The organism is Corynebacterium suicordis DSM 45110 (assembly GCF_015351405.1).
Taxonomy (GTDB): Bacteria; Actinomycetota; Actinomycetes; order Mycobacteriales; family Mycobacteriaceae; genus Corynebacterium; species Corynebacterium suicordis.
The window spans coordinates 331,998-351,606 of sequence record NZ_JADKMY010000002.1; the positions used below are offsets into that span (position 1 = coordinate 331,998).

Genomic DNA, 19,609 nt, shown 5'->3' on the forward strand with positions numbered 1-19,609 from the left:
TCTATTGCCCGAAAGCCAGCCTGCCCCTCACCCACCGCAAGCATTAAGGAATCCCCCGGAATGACTTCTCCTCAGACCCCTCAAGACGATCACACTTCCCAGGCTGTGAACCCTCAGCTCCACCCTGCGCGCCAAGCACGCGTGGCCAAGAGCCTGAAGTATTACTCCATCGCCGCCATCATCACCGGTATTTGGCTGTTGGTGCTGGTGGTGGAGATGTCACTGAAGTACCTCATCCTCGATGATGCACCTTCGTGGTTCCAATTCATTGGACAAGCTCACGGCTTGTTCTTCATCATTTACTGCATCGCATGCCTAGACTTGGGCACCAAGGCTCGCTGGGAGCCTGCGAAGTGGCTCACCACAATCCTGGCTGGTGTCGTTCCGCTGCTCAGCTTCTATGTTGAGCGCAAGCGTCGCCTCGAGGTCAAGGAAAAGTTCCAGCTCAGCTAGTTAGCGCCGGAGATTTCCACCGCAACTGCATCGATGTCCTCATCCGTTGGAACGGTGGGCGAATAGATCCGGTCTTCCGGCTCCTCCCCTGGCCGCTCCCATTCCTGCTGCAGGCAGGAGAGGATGCCCACGGCCGCGGCGCGCACACCCACGGGGAGGGTGTTGAGATCCGGCAGGAACAGCGGATTGTGGTTGGTGGGGATATCGATATCCAGGCGGCCAGCCTTCTCCGCCCGATCCCACTGCCAGCGCGGGGTGATGCCCACGGTCCACAGCATGTAGGGAGCGCCGAAGGCTTTGGGGATTGCGGAGAAATCCTCGGAGGCGGACCATGGCTCCATGTCCGTGGATTCCTCGCCGAAGGTCTCGTCGAAGTTCTCACGAACGGTGTTGAACACGTTCTCGGAGTTCTTCAGCGCGCTCAGCATGCCCACGAACTTGAACGATGGCGGGCGCTCCGCACCCATGGACGTGGCCTCGGCACGCACGATGCGCTTGATGGAATCCACGCACTTCTTACGCAGGGCTTCATCGTAGAAACGACAGCTCAGGGAGATCTTCGCGGAATCGGGGATCACGTTATTAGCCTTGCCAGCCTCCACGGATGCCACGGTGATCACGGCGAATTGGTTCGGGGGAACCTCGCGGGACACCACGGTCTGCAGCTTCATCACGGTGGACGCTGCCAGCACCACGGGATCCACCGAGCGATGTGGCATGGAGGCGTGCGCGCCACGGCCGTACAGGGTGATCTCGATGGTGGTGGAGCTGGCCATTACGGGACCCGGCGCGGTGAATACCCGACCCGCCGGCCCGGCAATGATGTGCTGCGCCAAGCAGACATCGGGCCGAGGAATAACCCGGCCCAGACCATCGTTGACCATGCCATTTGCGCCGATGGACGCTTCCTCTGCCGGCTGGAACAGAGCCACCACGGTGCCGGACCATTGCTCGCGCGTGCCGTCCAGCACCCGCATGGCGCCCAGCAGAGACATGGTGTGATGATCGTGTCCACACGCGTGCATGGTGGGAACGCGCTGCCCACCAGCATCTAGCTGTGAGTGCTTGGACTTGTAATCCACATCGGTCTTCTCAGCCACGGGAAGGCCATCGAAGTCCGCGCGGAAAAGTACCGTGGGCCCCTCCCCGTTTTCCAGCACTGCAGTGATGCCGTAACCGCCGATATCCGTGGTCACAGCCCAGTCGCTGAAGTGCTCCAGTTCGCGCTTGATGCGCGCCGCAGTCTTCTCCTCTGCGGTGGAGAGTTCTGGCTCGCGGTGAAACTCTTTGTACGTTTCTTCCAGCCACTCCAGGTCGAGGTTTCCGCCATCCGCTTCGCGCGTCTTATCGGAACGCCCGCCGAACAGTGGCCCCATGAACCCTCCGACAATCTCAGCAGGGCTAGCTGTCAAGTGTCCTCGAGGGCTCATGTTCTTAGCTTCAGTAGGGCGTGCTCCTGCTTCGGCGGTCACGGACTGCGTTCCTTTCACGGGCTCACATAGCGTTACCGGCGGAATCTCCACCGGTGATTCTTAATTGCTTCCTACTGTACTGAGCCTGCGCAATACCGGCACGAGTTGCGCCAGCGCCTTCCCGCGGTGCGATAGCTCATCCTTGCGTTCCGGGCTGAGCTCAGCAGCGGATTTCCCTGGCTCTTCAGCAGGCAGGAACAGTGGGTCATAGCCAAAGCCACCCTCTCCCTGCTCCTCCCGCGCAATAGTGCCGTGCCACGCACCCTCCGCCACGTATTCAGTCTCCATCCCCGCTGTAACCGCCAATTCCTCCGGCAGCTGCATCACGCAGACGGACACATAGTGCGCTCCCCGGCGTTCATCGGGAGTGTCAGACAATTGGGCGAGCAGCAGGCGGTTATTGGCGGCGTCGTCCCCATGCGCCCCAGCCCAACGAGCCGAAAGCACGCCGGGCATGCCACGCAGTTCATCCACGGCCAGGCCGGAATCATCCGCGATGGTCACGAGCCCCGTTTCGCGCACCCCATCAGCGGTTTTGATGCGCGCGTTGTCCACGAAATCCGCGCCCGTCTCTAGAGTCTCCGGGTATTCCGGCACATCACTGAGGTTCACCAGCTCGATCCCCGTCACGCCAGCCGCATCCAGCACGCGGTTGAGCTCGCGCAGTTTCTTGTTATTTCTCGACGCCACCAGTACCCGCATTTACTTCAGCTCCCCCTGCAGCGCTTCCTTTTGCAGGTCGATGAGCTGGTGCAATCCACCTTCGGCCAGATCCAACAGGGCGTTCAGCTCCTCGCGGGAGAACTCGGAGTTCTCGCCGGTGCCCTGGATTTCCACGAAGCGGCCTTCTTCTGTCATGACCACGTTCATGTCCACATCGGCGCGAGAATCCTCCTCGTAGGGAAGATCCAGGCAAGGCACGCCATCGATCAAGCCCACGGAGACCGCGGCAACGGGTGCGCGCAGTGGCTGGCCGGGCACCACGCCCTGGCTCTGCAGGAAAGCCAAAGCATCTGCCAGCGCCACGTAGGCACCGGTGATCGCCGCGGTGCGGGTGCCACCATCGGCCTGGAGAACATCGCAGTCGATGGCGATGGTGTTCTCGCCCAGCTGGCGCAGATCCACTGCCGCGCGCAGAGAGCGGCCAATCAGGCGGGAGATCTCATGGGTACGGCCCTTGACCTTGCCGCGCATGGACTCGCGTGGCATGCGCTCATGCGTAGAGGAAGGCAGCATGGCGTACTCGGCGGTGAGCCAGCCTTCACCGGAATCGCGCTTAAAGCGGGGCACGCCGAACTCCACGGAAGCGGTACACATGACGCGGGTGTTTCCGAACTCCACCAGCACACTTCCGGCTGGGTTGGAGGTGAATCCTCGGGTGATGCGGATTGGGCGCAGTTCGTCTGTGGCGCGGCCGTCCGCGCGGGTAAAGGTCGATTCAATAGCCATGCCTGCCACCTTACAAGGCGGGCAGGACAGTCCCGGTTCAGCGCTTGCTCGGATGAGACGAGGCTGTCGGATTAGACAGCGCTGTTAGAAGTTCAGCACCATGCCGGGGTGCGCCAACACGATCTCCCCGGCGAACTCGCGCTGCGCTGCTTGCAGCGTCTGATCCTTATCACCCCATGGCGGGATATGCGTCAGCACCAGCTTCTTCACCCCAGCCAGGGCAGCGGCGCGTCCCGCCAGATCCCCGGAGAGGTGCATACCTTCGGGCTTACCCGCGGAACTTGCACCCCACGCGGCCTCGCACAGCAACACATCCGCTCCCCTGGCGAACTTCCCTAGGGCCTCCGCGTCTGCGGTGTCTCCCGAATAGACCAGGCTGCGGCCCTCGGCATCGTGAATTCGCGTGAGATATGCCTCCGTGGGGTGCAGCGCAGGCGCGGCAAATACTTGGAAGTTCCCGATCTTGTGGTGTGGCCAGGAGTTGGCGTCAAAATCACCAGAACCCGTCTCATGGACGCGAACCTCAAAGGTGTCCGAGAAATCATCGGGGTCATCAGGGTAATCGCCGGAAGCGTGAGCCAAGTGCTCCTGCGCGATGGCTGGGCCCAGCAAAGTGTGAGTGCGCGTGGCGGCACAGGTGGGGTGGAAACGGCGCCAGACCAGCAAAGATGGAAAATCCAGGCAATGATCGGCGTGCATGTGAGAGAACACCACGTGGCACTCGGAAGGCTCCACGCCCTCGGTGCGCTGCATTTGTGCCAACACTCCCGGGCCGATATCCAGCAGGATGCTCTCCTGCTGCTTATCGCGGAGGAAATAACCAGACGCCGGAGCATCCGGACCCGCCACGCTGCCTGAGCAGCCCAACACAATAATTTCCATAGAATGTCATTGTCACACGAAACTCATAGAAACAGCCACCACACCTGTGGGAAAACTAGCGCAGCGCCTCAGGAATATGACTCACAGAAGTGATCGCTGGACCCAAGAAACGCGTGGCCAGGGCCGCAAAACGGGCGGGATCCCCGGTGGATTCAAAGCTTAAAGAGACTTCGCGCACAGGGTCGGTATCGGCCAGTTTTCCTGTCTCACTGAGCGTCCGATACACCGTTTTGGCCGTTTCCTCCGCGCTGGACACCAGCGTCACCTCTGGGCCCATCACCAACTGCACCACTCCGGAAAGCAGCGGGTAGTGCGTGCATCCCAGCACCACGGTGTCCACGTCTGCGGCCTTGAGCGGTTCCAGGTAGTTCTCCGTGAGACCCAAAATCTGCCGGCCGGTGGTGATCCCGCGTTCCACGAAGGGCACGAACAGCGGGCACGCCTCGGAGAAGACCTCCACGTCGCGGATATTCTCCGGCTCCGTGTGGCTCTGGAAAGTACGCAGGTACTCCCCGGATTCCACCGTGGCGGTAGTGCCAATCACACCCACTTTGCCATTGCGGGTGGTGGCCACAGCTCGCTTCACCGCGGGGAGGATCACCGGAATCACGGGCACGTCATAGCGCTGCTCAGCTTCCGCGGCGAAGGCCGCAGAGGCAGAATTGCATGCAATCACGATCATCTTGCAGCCCCTGGCCACCAAGTCATCGGCGATGGCCTGCGAAAACTCCCGCACCTGCTCCAGCGGCTTATCCCCATAGGGCGAGTGCGCCGTATCCCCCACGTAAATGATGGATTCGTGCGGCAGCTGGTCAACGATGGTGCGCGCCACCGTCAACCCACCCACACCGGAATCAAATACGCCGATGGGAGCGTTATCGAAGGTTTCTTCCGCCATGTCAGCGTGCACTCGCAATCCCCTTTCGTGCCTTGGCATTGGCCGTTGGAGTCAACTTTCCCATGATCACGCTGAGCCATGCGGCGATCACTCCACCCAGCGCGCCGAACAGGTGTCCCTGCCAGCTCACGCCCTGATCCCCGGGCAATATCCCCCAGATCATGCCCGCATAGGTGATGCCCACGATCACCCCGAGCGCAATCTGCATCGGTTGCCGAGTGAAGAATCCACGCGCCACCAAATAGGTGAGCCAACCGTAGATCAACCCGGAGGCGCCCACCACCACGGTGTACGGATTCCCGAAAATCCACACGCCCAGTCCGCCGACCAGCACAATCATCGCGGAGCTGAACCACAGCTCCCGCCGCCCGGATATAGCCAGCAGGAACAGGATCACCGCTCCCGCTGAGGTGTTGGCCAGCAGGTGCGCGTAGTTCACGTGGATGAACGGCGCGCTCAGAATGCCCCACAGGGTGTCCACATCCCGCGGGTGGATTCCAAAACTAGTCAGCCGATACGCACTCAGCGCGTTGACGATATGCACCACCCAAATGATGGCGAGAAACCAGATCACGCTGAGCCCGGCGCGGAAGAACTGATTGCGCTCGTGCTTCACGGGCCACGTGCGGGTCCGCCTCTGCGGCACGGGACGGCCCAAGTTATTCCCGCTCATATCCGGTGACGTCCTTCCACGATCGCGTCCCGTATGCAGTCTGCGCGTTCAACACCGCGTGCACGATCGCCCTCTCCACGCAGTTCGCTCCAGCCGCGCTCAGCATGCTCATTTCCACCGGGCCGGTTTCCTTCGCCTCGCGCGCCGTGGACAGTGCAAACAGCGTGTCTCCATCCATCGGCATGTGCGCAGGTCGGATGGCCCGGCTCAGCCCATCGTGCGACGCCATCGCCAGCCGCTTCGCCTGCGCCTTATTCATCGGCGCATCGGTAGCCACCACCCCAATCGTGGTGTTGAGCTGTGGCACACTCAGCATCTCGGGCAGGATCTTGGTGCCCAGCACGTTCATCCCGGCCAATTCTTCAATTTTTTCCGACGCCACCTCGAAGCCAACCAGCCCCTCCCCCGAAGCGTTGGCTGATTCTCCCCCGCTGAATTCCGCGCCGAGTTCCGCCTCCGCGCCCCACAACATGCCGCTGCTGGGGTTGAACACCGCGCCTTGCGGGTTCACTGCCACTGCGGCACTAACGCAGATTCCCCCCAGTGGCGTGCGTTCCGGGAAAACATAGCTGGCCTGGCCGAACCCGCCCTTGAGCGCGCCTGCTGCCGCACCTAGACCCACGCCTACGTTGCCCTGGGCCGTGTCTGCATCTCGAGTTTTCCACGCTTCCAGCGCTCGCCGGGCGGCTTCCGCACCGGTTTGTTCATCTGGCCGGGATGTCCATTCACCCAGCAAGAGATCGAAAATCACCGCGCCGGGCACGATCGGCACCCGCTTGTCCATGTCCACTGGGCCAAGCACGGGGAATCCATAACCCTGGGTTTCCAATTCCCGCATCACTCCAGAGGTGGCGCTCAGCCCGAAGGCCGAACCTCCGCACAGAGCCAGCGCATGGATGGCACCCACAGTGTTCTCCGGGGAGAGCAGATCCGTCTCCCGCGTCCCGGGACCGCCACCGCGCACATCCACGCTGGCCACGGCACCTTCGGGAACCACCACCACGGTGACTCCGGAATCTCCTGCGCCCCCATCACAAATGGCGTGCCCCAGCCCCAACCCGGGCACATCCATCAAAGAGTTTGTGGGGCCCGGCGCGCCGCCGAAGAGATCAATCGTCATCGTGAATCCCATTGCCGTCGCGGAGGTCTTCATCGATGTCCAGATCGCCCATCATCGCGAAGAGCAGAGAATCCAAGTGCCCGCCCAGCCAGTCCATGTACTGCTGCGCGGCAATGCAGCGCTGATCTTCTTCGCCATAGCGCAGAATGAACTCCTGCAACTGCTGGTGGTGATAGTTGCGGATATCCGTCAGGGCATTGGTCCACAGTCGCGCTTCGGATTCCGAAAGTGAGATGTTCACGGAACCATCGGGACCCAGCGTGTCCGCCACGATGCGCAGGCTGAGCAGTTTATTACGAATGATGTCCGTCTCATTGAGCTGGCGCATCAGGGCGGCGTCGCCTTCAACTTCTTCCTGCCCCTCCTTGAAGAAGCTGGGCAGCAAACGAGCCAGGGCAGCATTCTCCGGCGCCTTCGCGTGCCCGGATGTCATGCCCGTCATCTCCGCGAGCTCATCCTTGGGCGCGGTGCGCACCCGCTCCATCAGTGCATCCGCAATGGTGGAGGCACTTTCCCCGAGCATTTCCCGCTCCATCGGATCCAGGCGAGTGATGAAGCGGGTGCCGCGCATCATCCCCTTTTTCTTTGACCATGCATCCATGATTTATCCGTCCGATCGCTGCAGGGTGGCCCACAGGCCAGCTGTGTGGAGCTTTTTCACATCTGCTTCCACTTTGTCCCGCTCACCGGAGCTGACCACGGCTTTGCCCTCGTTGTGCACCTGCATCATCAATTCTGTGGCCTTCTTGCGCGAGTAGCCCAAGGTGGTTTGGAAGACATAGGTGACATAGCTCATGAGGTTCACGGGGTCATCCCAGCAGATGCACAACCACGGCAGGTTGGCTTCCGCGAGGGTGTCCGGAACCTTTTCCTCTACTGGTGTTGCCATAGGCGCTGCTGGAGACGTCATGCCCCACACCTTACCGCCGCGTGCGCAGTAGTGCCCCCATGGCGAACCCGGTTGGCTAGAGTAATGGAGGTGACTCACAATGACTCTCCCAAACTCACCGACATCACCTCTGTGCGCTCCTCTGCTCTCCTCACGGACAAGTACGAGCTCACGATGCTGGAAGCAGCGCTGCAGGATGGCTCGGCTCACCGCGAATGCGCCTTTGAGGTGTTCACCCGTCGCCTCCCCAATGAACGCCGTTATGGCGTGGTAGCCGGAACCGCGCGCGTGCTGGCGGCAGTGCGGGACTTTGTCTTTACCGAAGAGCAGCTGGAAGATCTGGATTTCCTCCACGAGCGCACGCTGGAGTACCTGCGTAACTACCGTTTTAGCGGGCACATCGATGGCTTCCGCGAGGGTGAGCTGTACTTCCCCAATTCCCCCATCCTCACTGTTCGCGGCACATTCGCGGAGTGCGTGATCCTGGAAACGGTGATTCTTTCTATCCTGAACGCCGATTCCGCCGTGGCCTCCGCCGCCGCGCGTATGGTCACCGCTGCCGCTGGCCGGCCGATCATCGAGATGGGCTCCCGCCGGACGCACGAGTATGCCGCGGTCACTGCGGCCCGTGCGGCCTATCTGGCCGGATTCGACGCCACCTCCAACCTCGAGGCATCCCGCCGCTACGGTATCCCTGCCTCCGGTACCGCGGCGCACGCGTGGACTCTCCTGCATGTGGACGAGAACGGCCAGCCCGATGAGAAGGCTGCTTTCCAGGCGCAGATCGATGCCCTTGGAGTGGACACGACCCTGCTGGTGGACACTTTTGACATCACCCAGGGCGTGGACAATGCCGTGGCCGTGGCCGGCCCGAAGCTGGGTGGCGTGCGTATCGATTCCGGCGATCTCGGTGTGCTCACCCGGGAAGTGCGCGCACAGCTGGATGGCCTCGGCGCCACCGAGACCAAGATCGTGGTCTCTAGCGACCTCGATGAATTCGCCATTGCCGCCCTGCGCTCCGAGCCCGTGGACGTGTTTGGCGTGGGCACGTCCGTGGTGACGGGCTCCGATGCCCCCACCGCTGGACTGGTGTACAAGCTCGTGGAGGTCGAGGGACACCCCGTAGCCAAGCGAGCTCGCGGCAAGGCGTCCAAGGGTGGTGCGAAGGCAACCGTGCGTTTCTGCCGCTCCACGGGAACCGCAGTTGAAGAAGTGACATACCCGTTTGGCGGGGAAGAGCCGGCGTCGAACGGCTTTACCACCACCCCATTGACCAACTCCCTGATACGCGACGGCGAGCTGGTGGAGCCTCAGCCCACCTTGGAAGAATCCCGCCAGTATTTGGCGGATCAGCTGGTCACGCTGCCGTGGGAGGGCCTGGCTCTCACCCGAGACGAACCCGCCTTGAGCGTTCGTCACATCACCGCACCTTAAAGCACGTCTACCCAGGAAAACTGATTCACGAGTGACATCTCAACAAACCAGTACGCAAAAGCTCCTCCAGGTGGCGGTCGAATCGCTGGGTGGCAGCCCTCGCGAGGGGCAACAGCGGATGGCAGATGCGGTGCATCAAGCCATGAGCGATCAGGAGCACCTGGCCGTGCAAGCGGGCACCGGCACGGGTAAATCCCTGGCCTACCTGGTGCCAGCAGTGCAGCAGGCGATGGACGCGGATCTTCCCGTAATCATCTCCACCGCGACCATTGCGCTGCAGCGACAGCTGGTGGAGCGGGATCTGCCGCGGCTGGCGGAGTCCCTGAAAAAAGAATTGCCGCGTCCCCTGGAATCCGCGATCCTCAAGGGGCGGAACAATTACCTGTGCCTGAACAAGGTTCATGGTGGCGCCAAGGAAGCTCACAGTGACTCCGGTGTGCACCCGGATGCGGAGGCGCTGCTCTCCCCGGAGGAGATTTCCCACACCGGTGCGCAGGTCAAGCGGCTGCATGAATGGGCTGCCGAGACCGAAGACGGCGATCGGGACAACCTGGACCGTGGCGTGAGCGATCAGGCCTGGCGACAGGTTTCCGTGAATTCTCGCGAGTGCCTGGGTGCCTCCCGCTGCCCCTATGGGGATCAATGCTTCGCGGAGCTGGCACGGGCCAAGGCAAGCGAGGCGGACATCGTGGTGACCAACCACGCGCTGCTGGCGATCGATGCCATGGCCGATGCGCCTGTACTGCCGGAGCATGACGTGGTGGTGGTCGATGAGGCCCACGAGCTGGTCTCGCGGATAACCTCCGCTGCCACCGCCGAGCTCTCCCCCATGGCCGTGGCGATCCTGGCCAAGCGAGTGGAGAAACTGGCCCCCAAGGGTGGCGAGAGCGGCAAGGATGCGGGCGCTGAACTCGAAGATGCCGGAGATGCGTGGAACAAGGCGCTGGATTCTGCCATCGCCGCTTCTGGCCGTGCGGGTTCTCCGGATTCCATCATCGGCCGGTGGACTGAAGTTCCCATCGGATTAGACGTTTCACTGGCCGCGTTGCGCGACGCCGCGTGGAAGGCCAACCGCATGATTAACGGCATTCCGCCTGGTGAATTTAGCAACGACCCCACGCAGGCCGCAGAGCGTCAGGCGATCCTCGCGGCCACCGAGGAGCTGCACGATACCGTGCAGCGAGTGCTCGAGGCCTCCGCACCCGATGCCGCTGAAAAGGCCTCTGATCTGCTGGGCGAAGACGTGGTGTGGTTGTCTTCGGAGCTCAAGCGTAAGCAGATCTTCGTGGCTCCGCTGAGCGTGGCCGACCTACTGCGCCAGCGCCTGTTTTCCCAATCGACGGTCATTTTGACATCCGCGACCCTAGCCCTGGGCGGTAAATTTTCCGGGATGATGGCTCAGTGGGGATTGAAATCCACCGCCACCACCCTTGATGTGGGTACTCCCTTCGAGGCCCGCACGCACGGCATTTTGTACGTGGCTTCACACCTGGATAAGCCGGGCCGCGAGGGTGCCAACGCCCAGACCATTGATGAAACCGCGCAGCTGATCAATGCCGCCGGTGGACGCACGCTCGGGCTGTTTTCTTCCCGGCGCGCTGCCGAGGAAATGGCTGATCAACTCCGCGGAGTGGTCCCCCACAAGATTCTCCTGCAGGGCGAGGATTCCATGTCCTCACTGGTGGAGCGGTTCCGCGAGGATGAATCCACGTGCTTATTCGGCACACTCGGCCTCTGGCAGGGAGTGGACGTTCCGGGGCCGAGCTTGTCTCTGGTGATCATTGACCGCATCCCTTTCCCTCGCCCGGATGACCCCCTCATGAAGGCACGGCAGGAAGCGGCCGCGAAGGCTGGGCGCAATGGCTTCATGGAAGTCGCCGCCACGCATGCAGCATTGTTGCTGGCTCAAGGGGCAGGCCGGTTGTTGCGCTCGGTGGATGATCGCGGAATGGTCGCGGTACTGGATCAGCGTTTGGCTACCGCTCGCTACGGCAGCTTCCTGCGGAATTCGATGCCCGACTTCTGGGAAACTACGTCCCAGAAGACAGCACTGGCAGCTCTGCGCAGGCTGATTAAATAAGTAGCTCTGCGCGCCTAAACCATGATCTTGGTGCGGGCCATTCCCTCGTTGATTCGGCGGTTATAGCTGTTGAGGAAGCGGCGCAGCACCAGACCCAGGATGAGGGCCGGGATGGTGAAGAGCAGGAGCAGCCCCAGCTCAATCCATAGATCGCCTTGGTAAATACCTGCCATCGCGGAACGCATCGCGTTGATCGCATGGGTGGCTGGCAGCCATCCACTGATGCGTTGGAACCATTCCGGCAGCACCTGCAGTGGGTATGCTCCGCCCGCACTGGATATCTGATTAACCAGCAGGAACACGGATATTGCCTTGCCCGCGCTGCCGAAGGAAAGCACCAGGGTGTAGACGATCAGCATGAAGACCAAGGCCGTCACCACACAGGTGAGCAACAACAGGAATGGATGCTGCGGGCCAGCGTGGGCGAACGCCAGCAAACCCACGACGGTCAAGATGGCCTGCATGACACCAATCAGCGCGAAGATCCCGTAGCGCCCGAAGTAACTCTGAGCCGGCGAGAACGCGGGCTCGTCAGCATCGGAATACTCCTCGAAGTCGGAATCATCATCGTCTGAGCCATCATCGTCTGCGTCAAACGTTGAGTCAGCGTCATCCTCATCTGCAAAATTCTTGCTCACATGCTCGTTGGTGCCGTCGGTCGCGATGTGGCTCAGGTTCGCGTTGTCTTCTTCATCCCACGGATTACTTTCCAACTCAGAGTCTTCATGTTCAGCATCTTCGCCGAACTCAGAGTCCTCATCCATCATTTGGCGCTTGCTGTAGGTGACCTCAGGGCGCACGAGCACGGCGGTGAGCAAGGCGCCGATCCACAGTGCCAACGTGGTGTACAGGGGCAACATGCCTGCGCCGAAGCTCGCCACGGGGTAAATCGCTTCACGCGAGACCGAAACCGGGGTGGCCAGCTGAGAGGCCAAGGCTTCTGGGTCTGATCCCACGACCTTTGACAAACGAGCGAAGTCACCCGTTTTGCCGGCGTTCGCCAGCTCGTTTTCTAGGTCCGCGAATCGCTTGCTCTGTTCCTCCAGCTTGTCCGCCAAATTGCGGGCGGAAGTCTGCGCCTTGGACAGTGTCTGATCAAGGGATCCGGGGGAATCGCCGAGCTGGGTTTTCACGGAATCCAGGTCTTGGCGAACCGTAGCGATGTTGTTACCCAGCTCGTTGAGGCTGCCGCCCAACTGCTCGAGCTGCGGGCGAAGGTTGTTGTTGTACGCACTGCGGGCGTTGACCACTGCGTTGCGCGCCCTATCGATCGCGTCCCGCACGCCTTGGCGGGAAGACTGGGAAGACGTTCCCCCATCGCGGATATCTGCGCTGGTCTGACGCAGACGATTCTGCAGATCGGTGCTGCGGGTGATGGCGGCGTCGAGTCCGGTCAACGACCGATCCAGCTCAGCCTTGGCAGGCGCCGGTAACTGCTGCCCCACGGACTGATCCAAAGTGTCGCGCAGCTGTTGGAGACCATCAGTCTGCGTCTGCACCCGCTGGGCGATGGAATCAAAAGTATCTGCGACAGACGCACCAGAGCTGTCCGCGTTGGCGAAGAGCGCGTCCAAGCGTTGACCAACCACCTCAAAGCTGGCTGCGGTCGCGTTCAGAGAGGCATCAACCGAGCCGGAGGCACCTCCGAGGGTTGTCTCCAGGCCGGACGCGTCACCCGTCGCGCCGCCGATGCTCGAGTTGGGATCATCGAACTGCGCGCCTGCTGCACGCGCGATATCACCCGCACTGTTCACCAGGGGCCGGGTGGTATCCAGGAGATCTGCGAAAGATCGCACCGTTTGCGCACCGGAGTGCAAGCGGAGGCTCACGTTATCCACTCGGGACTGGATCCGCGCAACGGAAGCTTGGGTGTCCGACTCGTTCAGGTAATCGTCGAGCGAGGACACCACCCCAATGCCCACCGAACTCACGGTTTGGGTGAAGTTGGCATTGATCTGGTTGATCACGCCATCCGCACCCTGGGAAGTAATGACAGTTGAGAGGGCATTCTTCTTCTGGTTCGTATAGAGCTCGAGCTCCGTGGGCTTCGTACCGGTCACATAGAAACTCAGCAGAGACTTGCTGAAGTTTTCCGGCAGGACGATGGAGGCGTAGTACTCACCCGACTTGGTGCCCTCGATGGCCTCATCCTCGCTGGTGATGATCCAATCGATCTGATGGTTACGGCTGAGCTGAGCCAGGACCTGATCACCAATATTGATGTCCATAGCGGCCAGGTCACTCTTATAGCCCTCATCCGTGCTGGCCACGGCAATTTTCAGCTCATTCGTGCGGGAAAATGGATCCCAGCTGGCGAGGACGTTAAAGACAGAGAAGAACATCGGGATGACAACCAACCCGCAGACCACCAGTGCCGTCATGACACTGCGTCGAATTGCCCAGATGTCCCGTGTGAAAACCTTTCGCGCGCTCATCATGATGGGTCACCTTGGCTATCAGTTTTCGAATCCACATTGGATTCCAGATCGGAGGGCTTATGCGGAGATGCACCGGCGGGCACCCTGGAGGACAACTCCTCGCGCAGTTCACTCGAGGACAACTCGGAGAGTGTGTGCGCGTGAAGGTAGCTCTGCTTGACGTACTCCAGACCAGCCACGAAAGTCACGACTGCCAGTAACCACAGGCACAGCACGCCGAAGAGCAAGGTGCTTTGATCCTCCAGCAATTGTGCGAGGCCGGCAATCAAGACAGCTCCGGCGATACCGGCAACCGCGGTGAGGCGAAGCAGGAATGAGTAGTTGGTTCGCATTGTCTTCCACCGCTCGTCGATCGAGTAGCGGAACGCATCCTGGTCACGCACGGCAAAGAGCACATCGCGCAAGCGGTAGCCATGTCCCACGACTTCCACGCGATCGCTGACGATGAGCCCGCCCTTCTCCAGTTGATCGTTGACCAGCCGCATGACGTTGGCCAGACCGCGCTTGAGCAATACGCCCACCAGATAGGCAACAAACGCCATGAGCGCCAGAATACCCAGGGACCTCACGTAGAAGTTGCCGTAGAAACCACCGATGGTTTCGCGCAGTGCATCCACACCATAGGTAATGGGCAGCAGTGGGTGAATGAGCTGGAAGAAATCCGGAGTCATCTCAATCGGGTACAGACCCGAGGCGCCTGAGACCTGCAAGAACGCCAGCACCACGACTATGCCGCGTCCCAGGTGGCCCCACGTGGCGATCAGACTGTAGACAATCGTCAGATAACACACACCAATGAACGCGGATGTGGCAATGAAGACAACTGGGTTCACAGTCTGCACACCGATGATGAGGTTACCGATGGACACGATGATGGCCTGACCCAGCGCGAACACGGTCAACAGCGCCAATCGACCACGGAAGGCCTGGCCAACAGAGAGCTTCTTGAGACCCTCTTTATCCACCTCTGTGCGGAAGATGATCATCAGCATGAAGGCACCGATCCACAGCGACAGGTTAGTGAACAGCGCTGCCATACCCGATCCATAACTGCTTACGGGGTAGACCGCATGGCTGGTGACCTCGGCTGGCGTCGCCAAGAAACGGGAAATACCCACGGAATCAAGCTCGGTGACGGTATCAAGCAGGCTGCCGTCATCCGCGAACTTCAGCGCGGCCACGTCGAGGCGTGCCGTGTTGAGCCCATCAGCGGTTCCCCGGAGTTCGTTCTCGAAGTTATCGAGCACTTCGTTGGTCTTCTTGAGCTGGGCTCGCACCCCGTCCAAGAGTTCGATGGAACTGCCGATTTGGGTGCGAGTGGCACCGATGGCCCCGGAAAAGTTTCCGGCAGTGTTGTTCAACCTGTTGATCGCGGCCTGGACCTTGGGCAGGGTTTCCGACGTTGCCTTGTGCAGGGCTTGCGCAGAATTGTTTGCCTGCCCGGTGGCCTGTTCGAGCGCATCGCCCGCGCCGGCCAAGTCATTGAGCGATTGCGAGGTGTTGTTCTGCAGCGCATCGAGGTCATTGAGAATATCCCGGTTTTGCGCGTTGCGGGACTGCAACCCGTTGAGCGCATCCTGCAATGGCTGGGCAACTCCCGGGGCAAGTGCTGCCCCTCCCAGCAATCCCTGAAGCTGATTCACGGTCTGCTCGCCCTGGCGGAGGGCATCCGAAGCATCGCGTCGGGCAGTTCCCACGGTGGAGTTCGCACGCTCCAGCTCGCCGGTCACGGTTGCCACCGCCGCGTTCGCGGAGGAGGTTCCTTCGGCGAGTGCGCCCGTTCCATCAACGAACGCACCGGAGGTTTCTGTAGCGAAGGTGGTGATCTGACCCTGCACATCGGTCATGATCGATTGGACTTGAGACAAAGATTGTTGCGCCGTGCCCAGAGAAGTATCGACCGAGCGCAGCGTGTCTTGAGCTGCGGTAATGCTAGGGTCCGCGTCCGTGATCCGCTGCTGCGTGGTGGCCAGCTCATTGCTGGCGTTATCCAGCGTGCGGGAGGTCTCGTCGAAGGCATTGACAGCATTGTTTTGGGCAGATCCCAAGCGATCTTCCAGGCGGCCACCTTGCTTCTTCAGTTCCTTGGTGACAGCATCGGCCACCTTTTCTTTGACCACCGAGTTGATGACGGTATCCAAGCTGGTCGCGCCCTTATCCGTGATCTTCGGCGAAATCGCGGAGTCCTTCTCATTGACCCGGTAGATCAGCTCCGGCTGCGTGTAACTGCCTTCGAAAATGCCCAGGATGTCCCCGGTGAACGTGGGAGGAACCGTAATGGACGCGTAAACGTCTCCCTTCCTCACCGCCTCATCAGCTTGATCGGCATCCATGAAGGTCCAGCCCAGTTGCTGGTTTTCCTTCAGCCTGTCCACCAATTGACCGCCGACATCAAGCGGGCCGGTGAGATCAGAACTGTCCCCCCGGTCCTCATTAACCACAGCCACCCGAATATTTTGCACATTCCCGTAAGGATCCCAGAACGCTGCAACGTTAAACCAGGAGTACAAAGCCGGGGTAAACATCACGCCAATCACGATTACCCACACTTGGGGCACCCGTAACAGGCGGGCTATGTCCCTCACAAACACGGTCCACGTTGCTTTCACAAGGGATCATGCTAGCACCTGCGGTTGCCCCCTCCGGCAAACTTAAGAATTCCCAGTTTCCGTTCTCAGTAACCAGAGAGTGCACGGATCGGCACAAATTGGCTGTTCACGCCCTCTCCCACCCAAGCCCCCTGCACGTCACCCTGATATTCGCGCAATATAAACCTTTGCTATCCAAAACAAACTAGGCTTGGTGCGTCCCGGATCCCAACCAAGGAGAACCACATGCCAGTGACCAGTAAGCAACCGGATATCGAATCCCCACAACTCGGGCTCTTCGAACTCCTCTACGGCGATATCAATCCAGAAACCGAGAACAAGGTGGCCATCATCGATGCGGCCAGTGGCTCGGAAACCACCTACGCAGAGCTGCGTGCCTACACCGAATCAGCCGCAGGCGCCCTCTACGATCTCGGCATCAAGCCCGGTGACGTGGTGGCACTCCACTGCCCCAATTCTCTGGCATTCGTGGTGGCCGCGCACGCTGTCTGGCGCCTCGGCGCTGTCCTGTCTCCCGTCTCCCTGCTGGCCACGGAAGACTCCATCGTCGCCCAGCTCGAGGATTGCGGCGCGTCCATGCTGCTTACAGTTGCGGCCGTGGGGGAGGCGTCGGCCAACGCCGCCAAGCAGGTTGGGGTGGAGCATGTCGTTTTTCTCGACGCCAACAACGGCCTCAAACAGTGGTTCGCTGAACGCCGCACGGCTCCCTCCGTCAATATCGACAGCGCCACCCACTTGGCAGCTCTTCCCTACTCTTCTGGCACCACTGCCCTGCCCAAGGGAGTGCAGCTGACGCACGAGAACCTGGTGATGAACGTCACGCAGGCCAAGGCCATGGGGTTGGTGAAGAAAGATGACGTGGTGTTCGGCGTGCTGCCGTTCTTCCATATCTATGGGCTGACGGCTCTGGTCAATCTCACGTTGGCCGCTGGTGCCACGCTGGTGACCTTGCCACGCTTCGAGGTGGAGAGCTTCCTGAGCGCCCACCAGCGCTACAACGTCACGTTCTCCTTCATCGCCCCACCCATCGCGGTCCTGCTGGCGAAGCACCCTGCGGTGGACAACTATGACCTCTCCTCGCTGCGTGCATTCTTCTCGGGTGCTGCCAGCTTGAACGCGGATCTCGCTGCCGCGGTGGAAAACCGCTTGGGCGTGCACATGCAGCAGGGATACGGGATGACGGAGACCTCCCCCATGACCCACATCAACATCAAGCCCGAGTATGACCGCGGAGCCATCGGCGAGGCCGTAGCCAACACCTCGCACAAATTGGTGGACCCGGAGACGCTGGCCGAGGTTGAGCTCCCGACCGGTGAAGAACTTTCCGAAGTGGGCGAGCTATGGATCCACGGCCCACAGGTAATGCGCGGTTACCTGAACCGGCCTGCGGAAACGGCCGCCACCCTGACCGATGATGGCTGGCTGCGCACGGGAGACCTCGCCGTGCAGAACGCTCAGGGTCACGTGTTCATCGTGGATCGACTCAAGGAGCTCATCAAGTACAAGGGCTACCAGGTTCCCCCGGCTGAGCTGGAAGCCGCGTTGCTCACGCACCCGAATGTGGCTGATTCAGCCGCGATCGGCGTGCAGCGCGAGGGCGAGGAAATCCCCAAGGGATTCGTGGTTCTGCAGCCAGGCGTGGAAGCCACCGAGGAGGAAAGGGCCGCAATCATCGCTCACGTGGCCGCGCGCGTGGCTCCGTACAAGAAGATTCGCGAGCTCGAGTTCCTCGAGCAAATCCCCAAGTCCGCGACGGGCAAGATTTTGCGTCGCGAACTCAAGCAGCGCGAAACCTCCCGCTAGCCCCGCAGCGGCACGCGGCGGTAGGTACCGTCGCGCAGATCCGCATCCTCGATCTCGTGGCGGGAAATTCCCAGCAGGAACAGCACCTGGTCGAGGAAGGGATGGTTCACGGAGGCGTCCGCCACTTCCTGCAGCGCTGGCTTCGCGTTGAACGCGATGCCCAGCCCGGCGGTGGAGAGCATGTCGATGTCATTGGCTCCATCGCCCACGGCCACGGTCTGGTGCAGCTGGATTCCGTTGGACCATGCGAACTCCTTGAGGGATTCCGCCTTGGCCTTCCTATCAATCACCGGGCCAATCACCCGTCCGGTGAGCTTGCCGTCCACGATCTCCAGCGTGTTGGCGCGGGCGAAATCCAGTTCCAGCTCGCGAGCCAGTGGCTCAATCACCTGAATGAACCCGCCGGAAACCACCCCAGCCTTGTAACCCAGGCGCTTCAGCGTGCGGATGGTGGTGCGCGCACCCGGGGTGAGCTTGATGTCCCTGGCCACCTTGTCCACCACTGAAGCATCCAAACCAGCCAGGGCTTTGACCCGTTCGTGGAGGGATTCAGCAAAGTCCAGCTCTCCGCGCATGGCCCTTTCGGTCACCGCAGCCACTTGTTCTTCCCTGCCCGCGTAGGCAGCCAGCATCTCGATGACCTCATGCTGGATGAGGGTCGAGTCGACGTCGAAACAAATCAAACGCTTTGCCCGCCGTGACAGACCCGCCCGCTCGGTGGCGATATCCACCCCGATATCGCTGGTCAATTCAGCCAGAGCCTTGCGCAGCGGCACTCCACCACCCGGGGAAGCGTCCGGCACAGTAAGTTCCAGCTCCAGGCCGGTGACGGGGTAATCGGCGATCCCGTGGATGCTATCGATGTTCGCCCCATAATCCGCGAGCGTCTGACCAATCTGCGAGATATGCACCGCAGTAACCGGCCGGCCAATAACCACCATCACGTGCGTGGAACGTGGGCGGGTGGATTCCAGATCCCGGTCCACCTGCACCTGCACGCCCATTCCATAAGAGCTCAGGGTGGCCTGGAGCCCATCGCGCATGGAGTCCAGATTCTCCTTTTCGACGCCAGCCAGTGCCGCCAGGGACAGATTGCCCCGGAAGATGGATTGTTCTACGTCCAGCAGTTGCACGCTGTAGGAGGAGAGCATGCGGAAGAAGGCCGCGGTCACGCCTGGGCGGTCTGGCCCTGTGACGGTGATGAGCGCGGGGGCGAGCCCTTCACCGATGGCATCGGCTACGGTGCCGGCGAATTCTTCATCCGCGTGCAGACCCTGGGTTTCCGGGGCTGTCTGCGTGGCTGCTGTTTCCGTGGCTGCTGTCTGGGAAGAGCTGGGGGTGGATTCAGGGTTCATTGTCCTGTGCTTCTGCTTGAGTGGTTGGGTCTTCTGCAAGATTACGATATGGCA

The 19,609-nt window shown here is 61.1% G+C and carries 16 protein-coding genes; 4 read left to right on the plus strand and 12 right to left on the minus strand.

Annotation, left to right across the window (positions count from 1 at the left end; all coding sequences use genetic code 11):
* The first annotated feature begins 60 nt into the window (after nt 1–60).
* Nucleotides 61–453, plus strand: coding sequence for a DUF3817 domain-containing protein (locus tag IRY30_RS07885; RefSeq protein WP_194556864.1), 393 nt, complete (start codon nt 61–63; stop codon nt 451–453).
* Here the strand turns inward: IRY30_RS07885 and IRY30_RS07890 are convergent.
* The 9 genes from IRY30_RS07890 to clpS all read right to left on the minus strand — a co-directional run bounded on the left by IRY30_RS07890 (nt 450) and on the right by clpS (nt 7,857).
* The gene (locus IRY30_RS07890; protein ID WP_194556989.1) at nt 450–1,829 is read right to left on the minus strand and encodes an amidohydrolase; all 1,380 of its coding nucleotides are present in this window, start codon (nt 1,827–1,829) and stop codon (nt 450–452) included. The two genes, IRY30_RS07885 and IRY30_RS07890, sit on opposite strands and share 4 nt — an antisense overlap.
* 156 nt (nt 1,830–1,985) lie before the next feature.
* A complete protein-coding gene (locus tag IRY30_RS07895) occupies nt 1,986–2,627 on the minus strand; it encodes a non-canonical purine NTP pyrophosphatase (protein ID WP_194556865.1) in 642 nt (213 codons plus the stop codon).
* Nucleotides 2,628–3,374, minus strand: a complete 747-nt coding sequence (gene rph / locus IRY30_RS07900) for a ribonuclease PH (RefSeq protein ID WP_194556866.1) — start codon at nt 3,372–3,374, stop codon at nt 2,628–2,630.
* An 84-nt stretch (nt 3,375–3,458) separates the two neighbouring features.
* Entirely contained in the window at nt 3,459–4,256 is a 798-nt protein-coding gene (locus tag IRY30_RS07905) for an MBL fold metallo-hydrolase (RefSeq protein ID WP_194556867.1), read from the minus strand.
* 55 nt (nt 4,257–4,311) lie between these two features.
* Nucleotides 4,312–5,193, minus strand: coding sequence for a glutamate racemase (murI, locus tag IRY30_RS07910; protein WP_374708532.1), 882 nt, complete (start codon nt 5,191–5,193; stop codon nt 4,312–4,314).
* Entirely contained in the window at nt 5,156–5,827 is a 672-nt protein-coding gene (locus tag IRY30_RS07915; RefSeq protein WP_194556868.1) for a rhomboid family intramembrane serine protease, read from the minus strand. Before IRY30_RS07915 ends, murI begins: the two co-directional genes overlap by 38 nt.
* Nucleotides 5,814–6,947, minus strand: coding sequence for a P1 family peptidase (locus IRY30_RS07920; protein ID WP_194556869.1), 1,134 nt, complete (start codon nt 6,945–6,947; stop codon nt 5,814–5,816). Before IRY30_RS07920 ends, IRY30_RS07915 begins: the two co-directional genes overlap by 14 nt.
* On the minus strand, nt 6,937–7,548 hold the full coding sequence (locus IRY30_RS07925) for a DUF2017 domain-containing protein (protein ID WP_194556870.1): 612 nt from the start codon (nt 7,546–7,548) through the stop codon (nt 6,937–6,939). The genes IRY30_RS07920 and IRY30_RS07925 overlap by 11 nt, the downstream gene beginning before the upstream one ends.
* A gap of 3 nt (nt 7,549–7,551) precedes the next feature.
* On the minus strand, nt 7,552–7,857 hold the full coding sequence (gene clpS / locus IRY30_RS07930) for an ATP-dependent Clp protease adapter ClpS (RefSeq protein WP_194556871.1): 306 nt from the start codon (nt 7,855–7,857) through the stop codon (nt 7,552–7,554).
* A gap of 69 nt (nt 7,858–7,926) precedes the next feature.
* Here clpS and IRY30_RS07935 point away from each other — a divergent pair, with 69 nt between their 5' ends.
* Together IRY30_RS07935 and IRY30_RS07940 are read left to right on the plus strand one after the other, a co-directional pair.
* Complete coding sequence (locus IRY30_RS07935) at nt 7,927–9,270, plus strand: nicotinate phosphoribosyltransferase (RefSeq protein WP_309824593.1); 1,344 nt, start codon at nt 7,927–7,929, stop codon at nt 9,268–9,270.
* Between the two features lie 31 nt (nt 9,271–9,301).
* The gene (locus tag IRY30_RS07940) at nt 9,302–11,350 is read left to right on the plus strand and encodes an ATP-dependent DNA helicase (RefSeq protein WP_309824591.1); all 2,049 of its coding nucleotides are present in this window, start codon (nt 9,302–9,304) and stop codon (nt 11,348–11,350) included.
* A 14-nt stretch (nt 11,351–11,364) separates the two neighbouring features.
* Here the strand turns inward: IRY30_RS07940 and IRY30_RS07945 are convergent, their stop codons facing one another.
* Together IRY30_RS07945 and IRY30_RS07950 are read right to left on the minus strand one after the other, a co-directional pair.
* A complete protein-coding gene (locus IRY30_RS07945) occupies nt 11,365–13,788 on the minus strand; it encodes a YhgE/Pip domain-containing protein (RefSeq protein WP_194556873.1) in 2,424 nt (807 codons plus the stop codon).
* A complete protein-coding gene (locus IRY30_RS07950; protein WP_323741515.1) occupies nt 13,785–16,397 on the minus strand; it encodes a YhgE/Pip domain-containing protein in 2,613 nt (870 codons plus the stop codon). The genes IRY30_RS07945 and IRY30_RS07950 overlap by 4 nt, the downstream gene beginning before the upstream one ends.
* A gap of 225 nt (nt 16,398–16,622) precedes the next feature.
* Here IRY30_RS07950 and IRY30_RS07955 point away from each other — a divergent pair, with 225 nt between their 5' ends.
* Nucleotides 16,623–18,200 (plus strand): AMP-binding protein, encoded by a 1,578-nt coding sequence (locus IRY30_RS07955; protein WP_194556874.1) that lies wholly within the window; start codon nt 16,623–16,625, stop codon nt 18,198–18,200.
* Here IRY30_RS07955 and serB read toward each other — a convergent pair.
* Entirely contained in the window at nt 18,197–19,555 is a 1,359-nt protein-coding gene (serB, locus tag IRY30_RS07960) for a phosphoserine phosphatase SerB (RefSeq protein ID WP_194556875.1), read from the minus strand. The two genes, IRY30_RS07955 and serB, sit on opposite strands and share 4 nt — an antisense overlap.
* Nucleotides 19,556–19,609 lie beyond the last annotated feature (54 nt).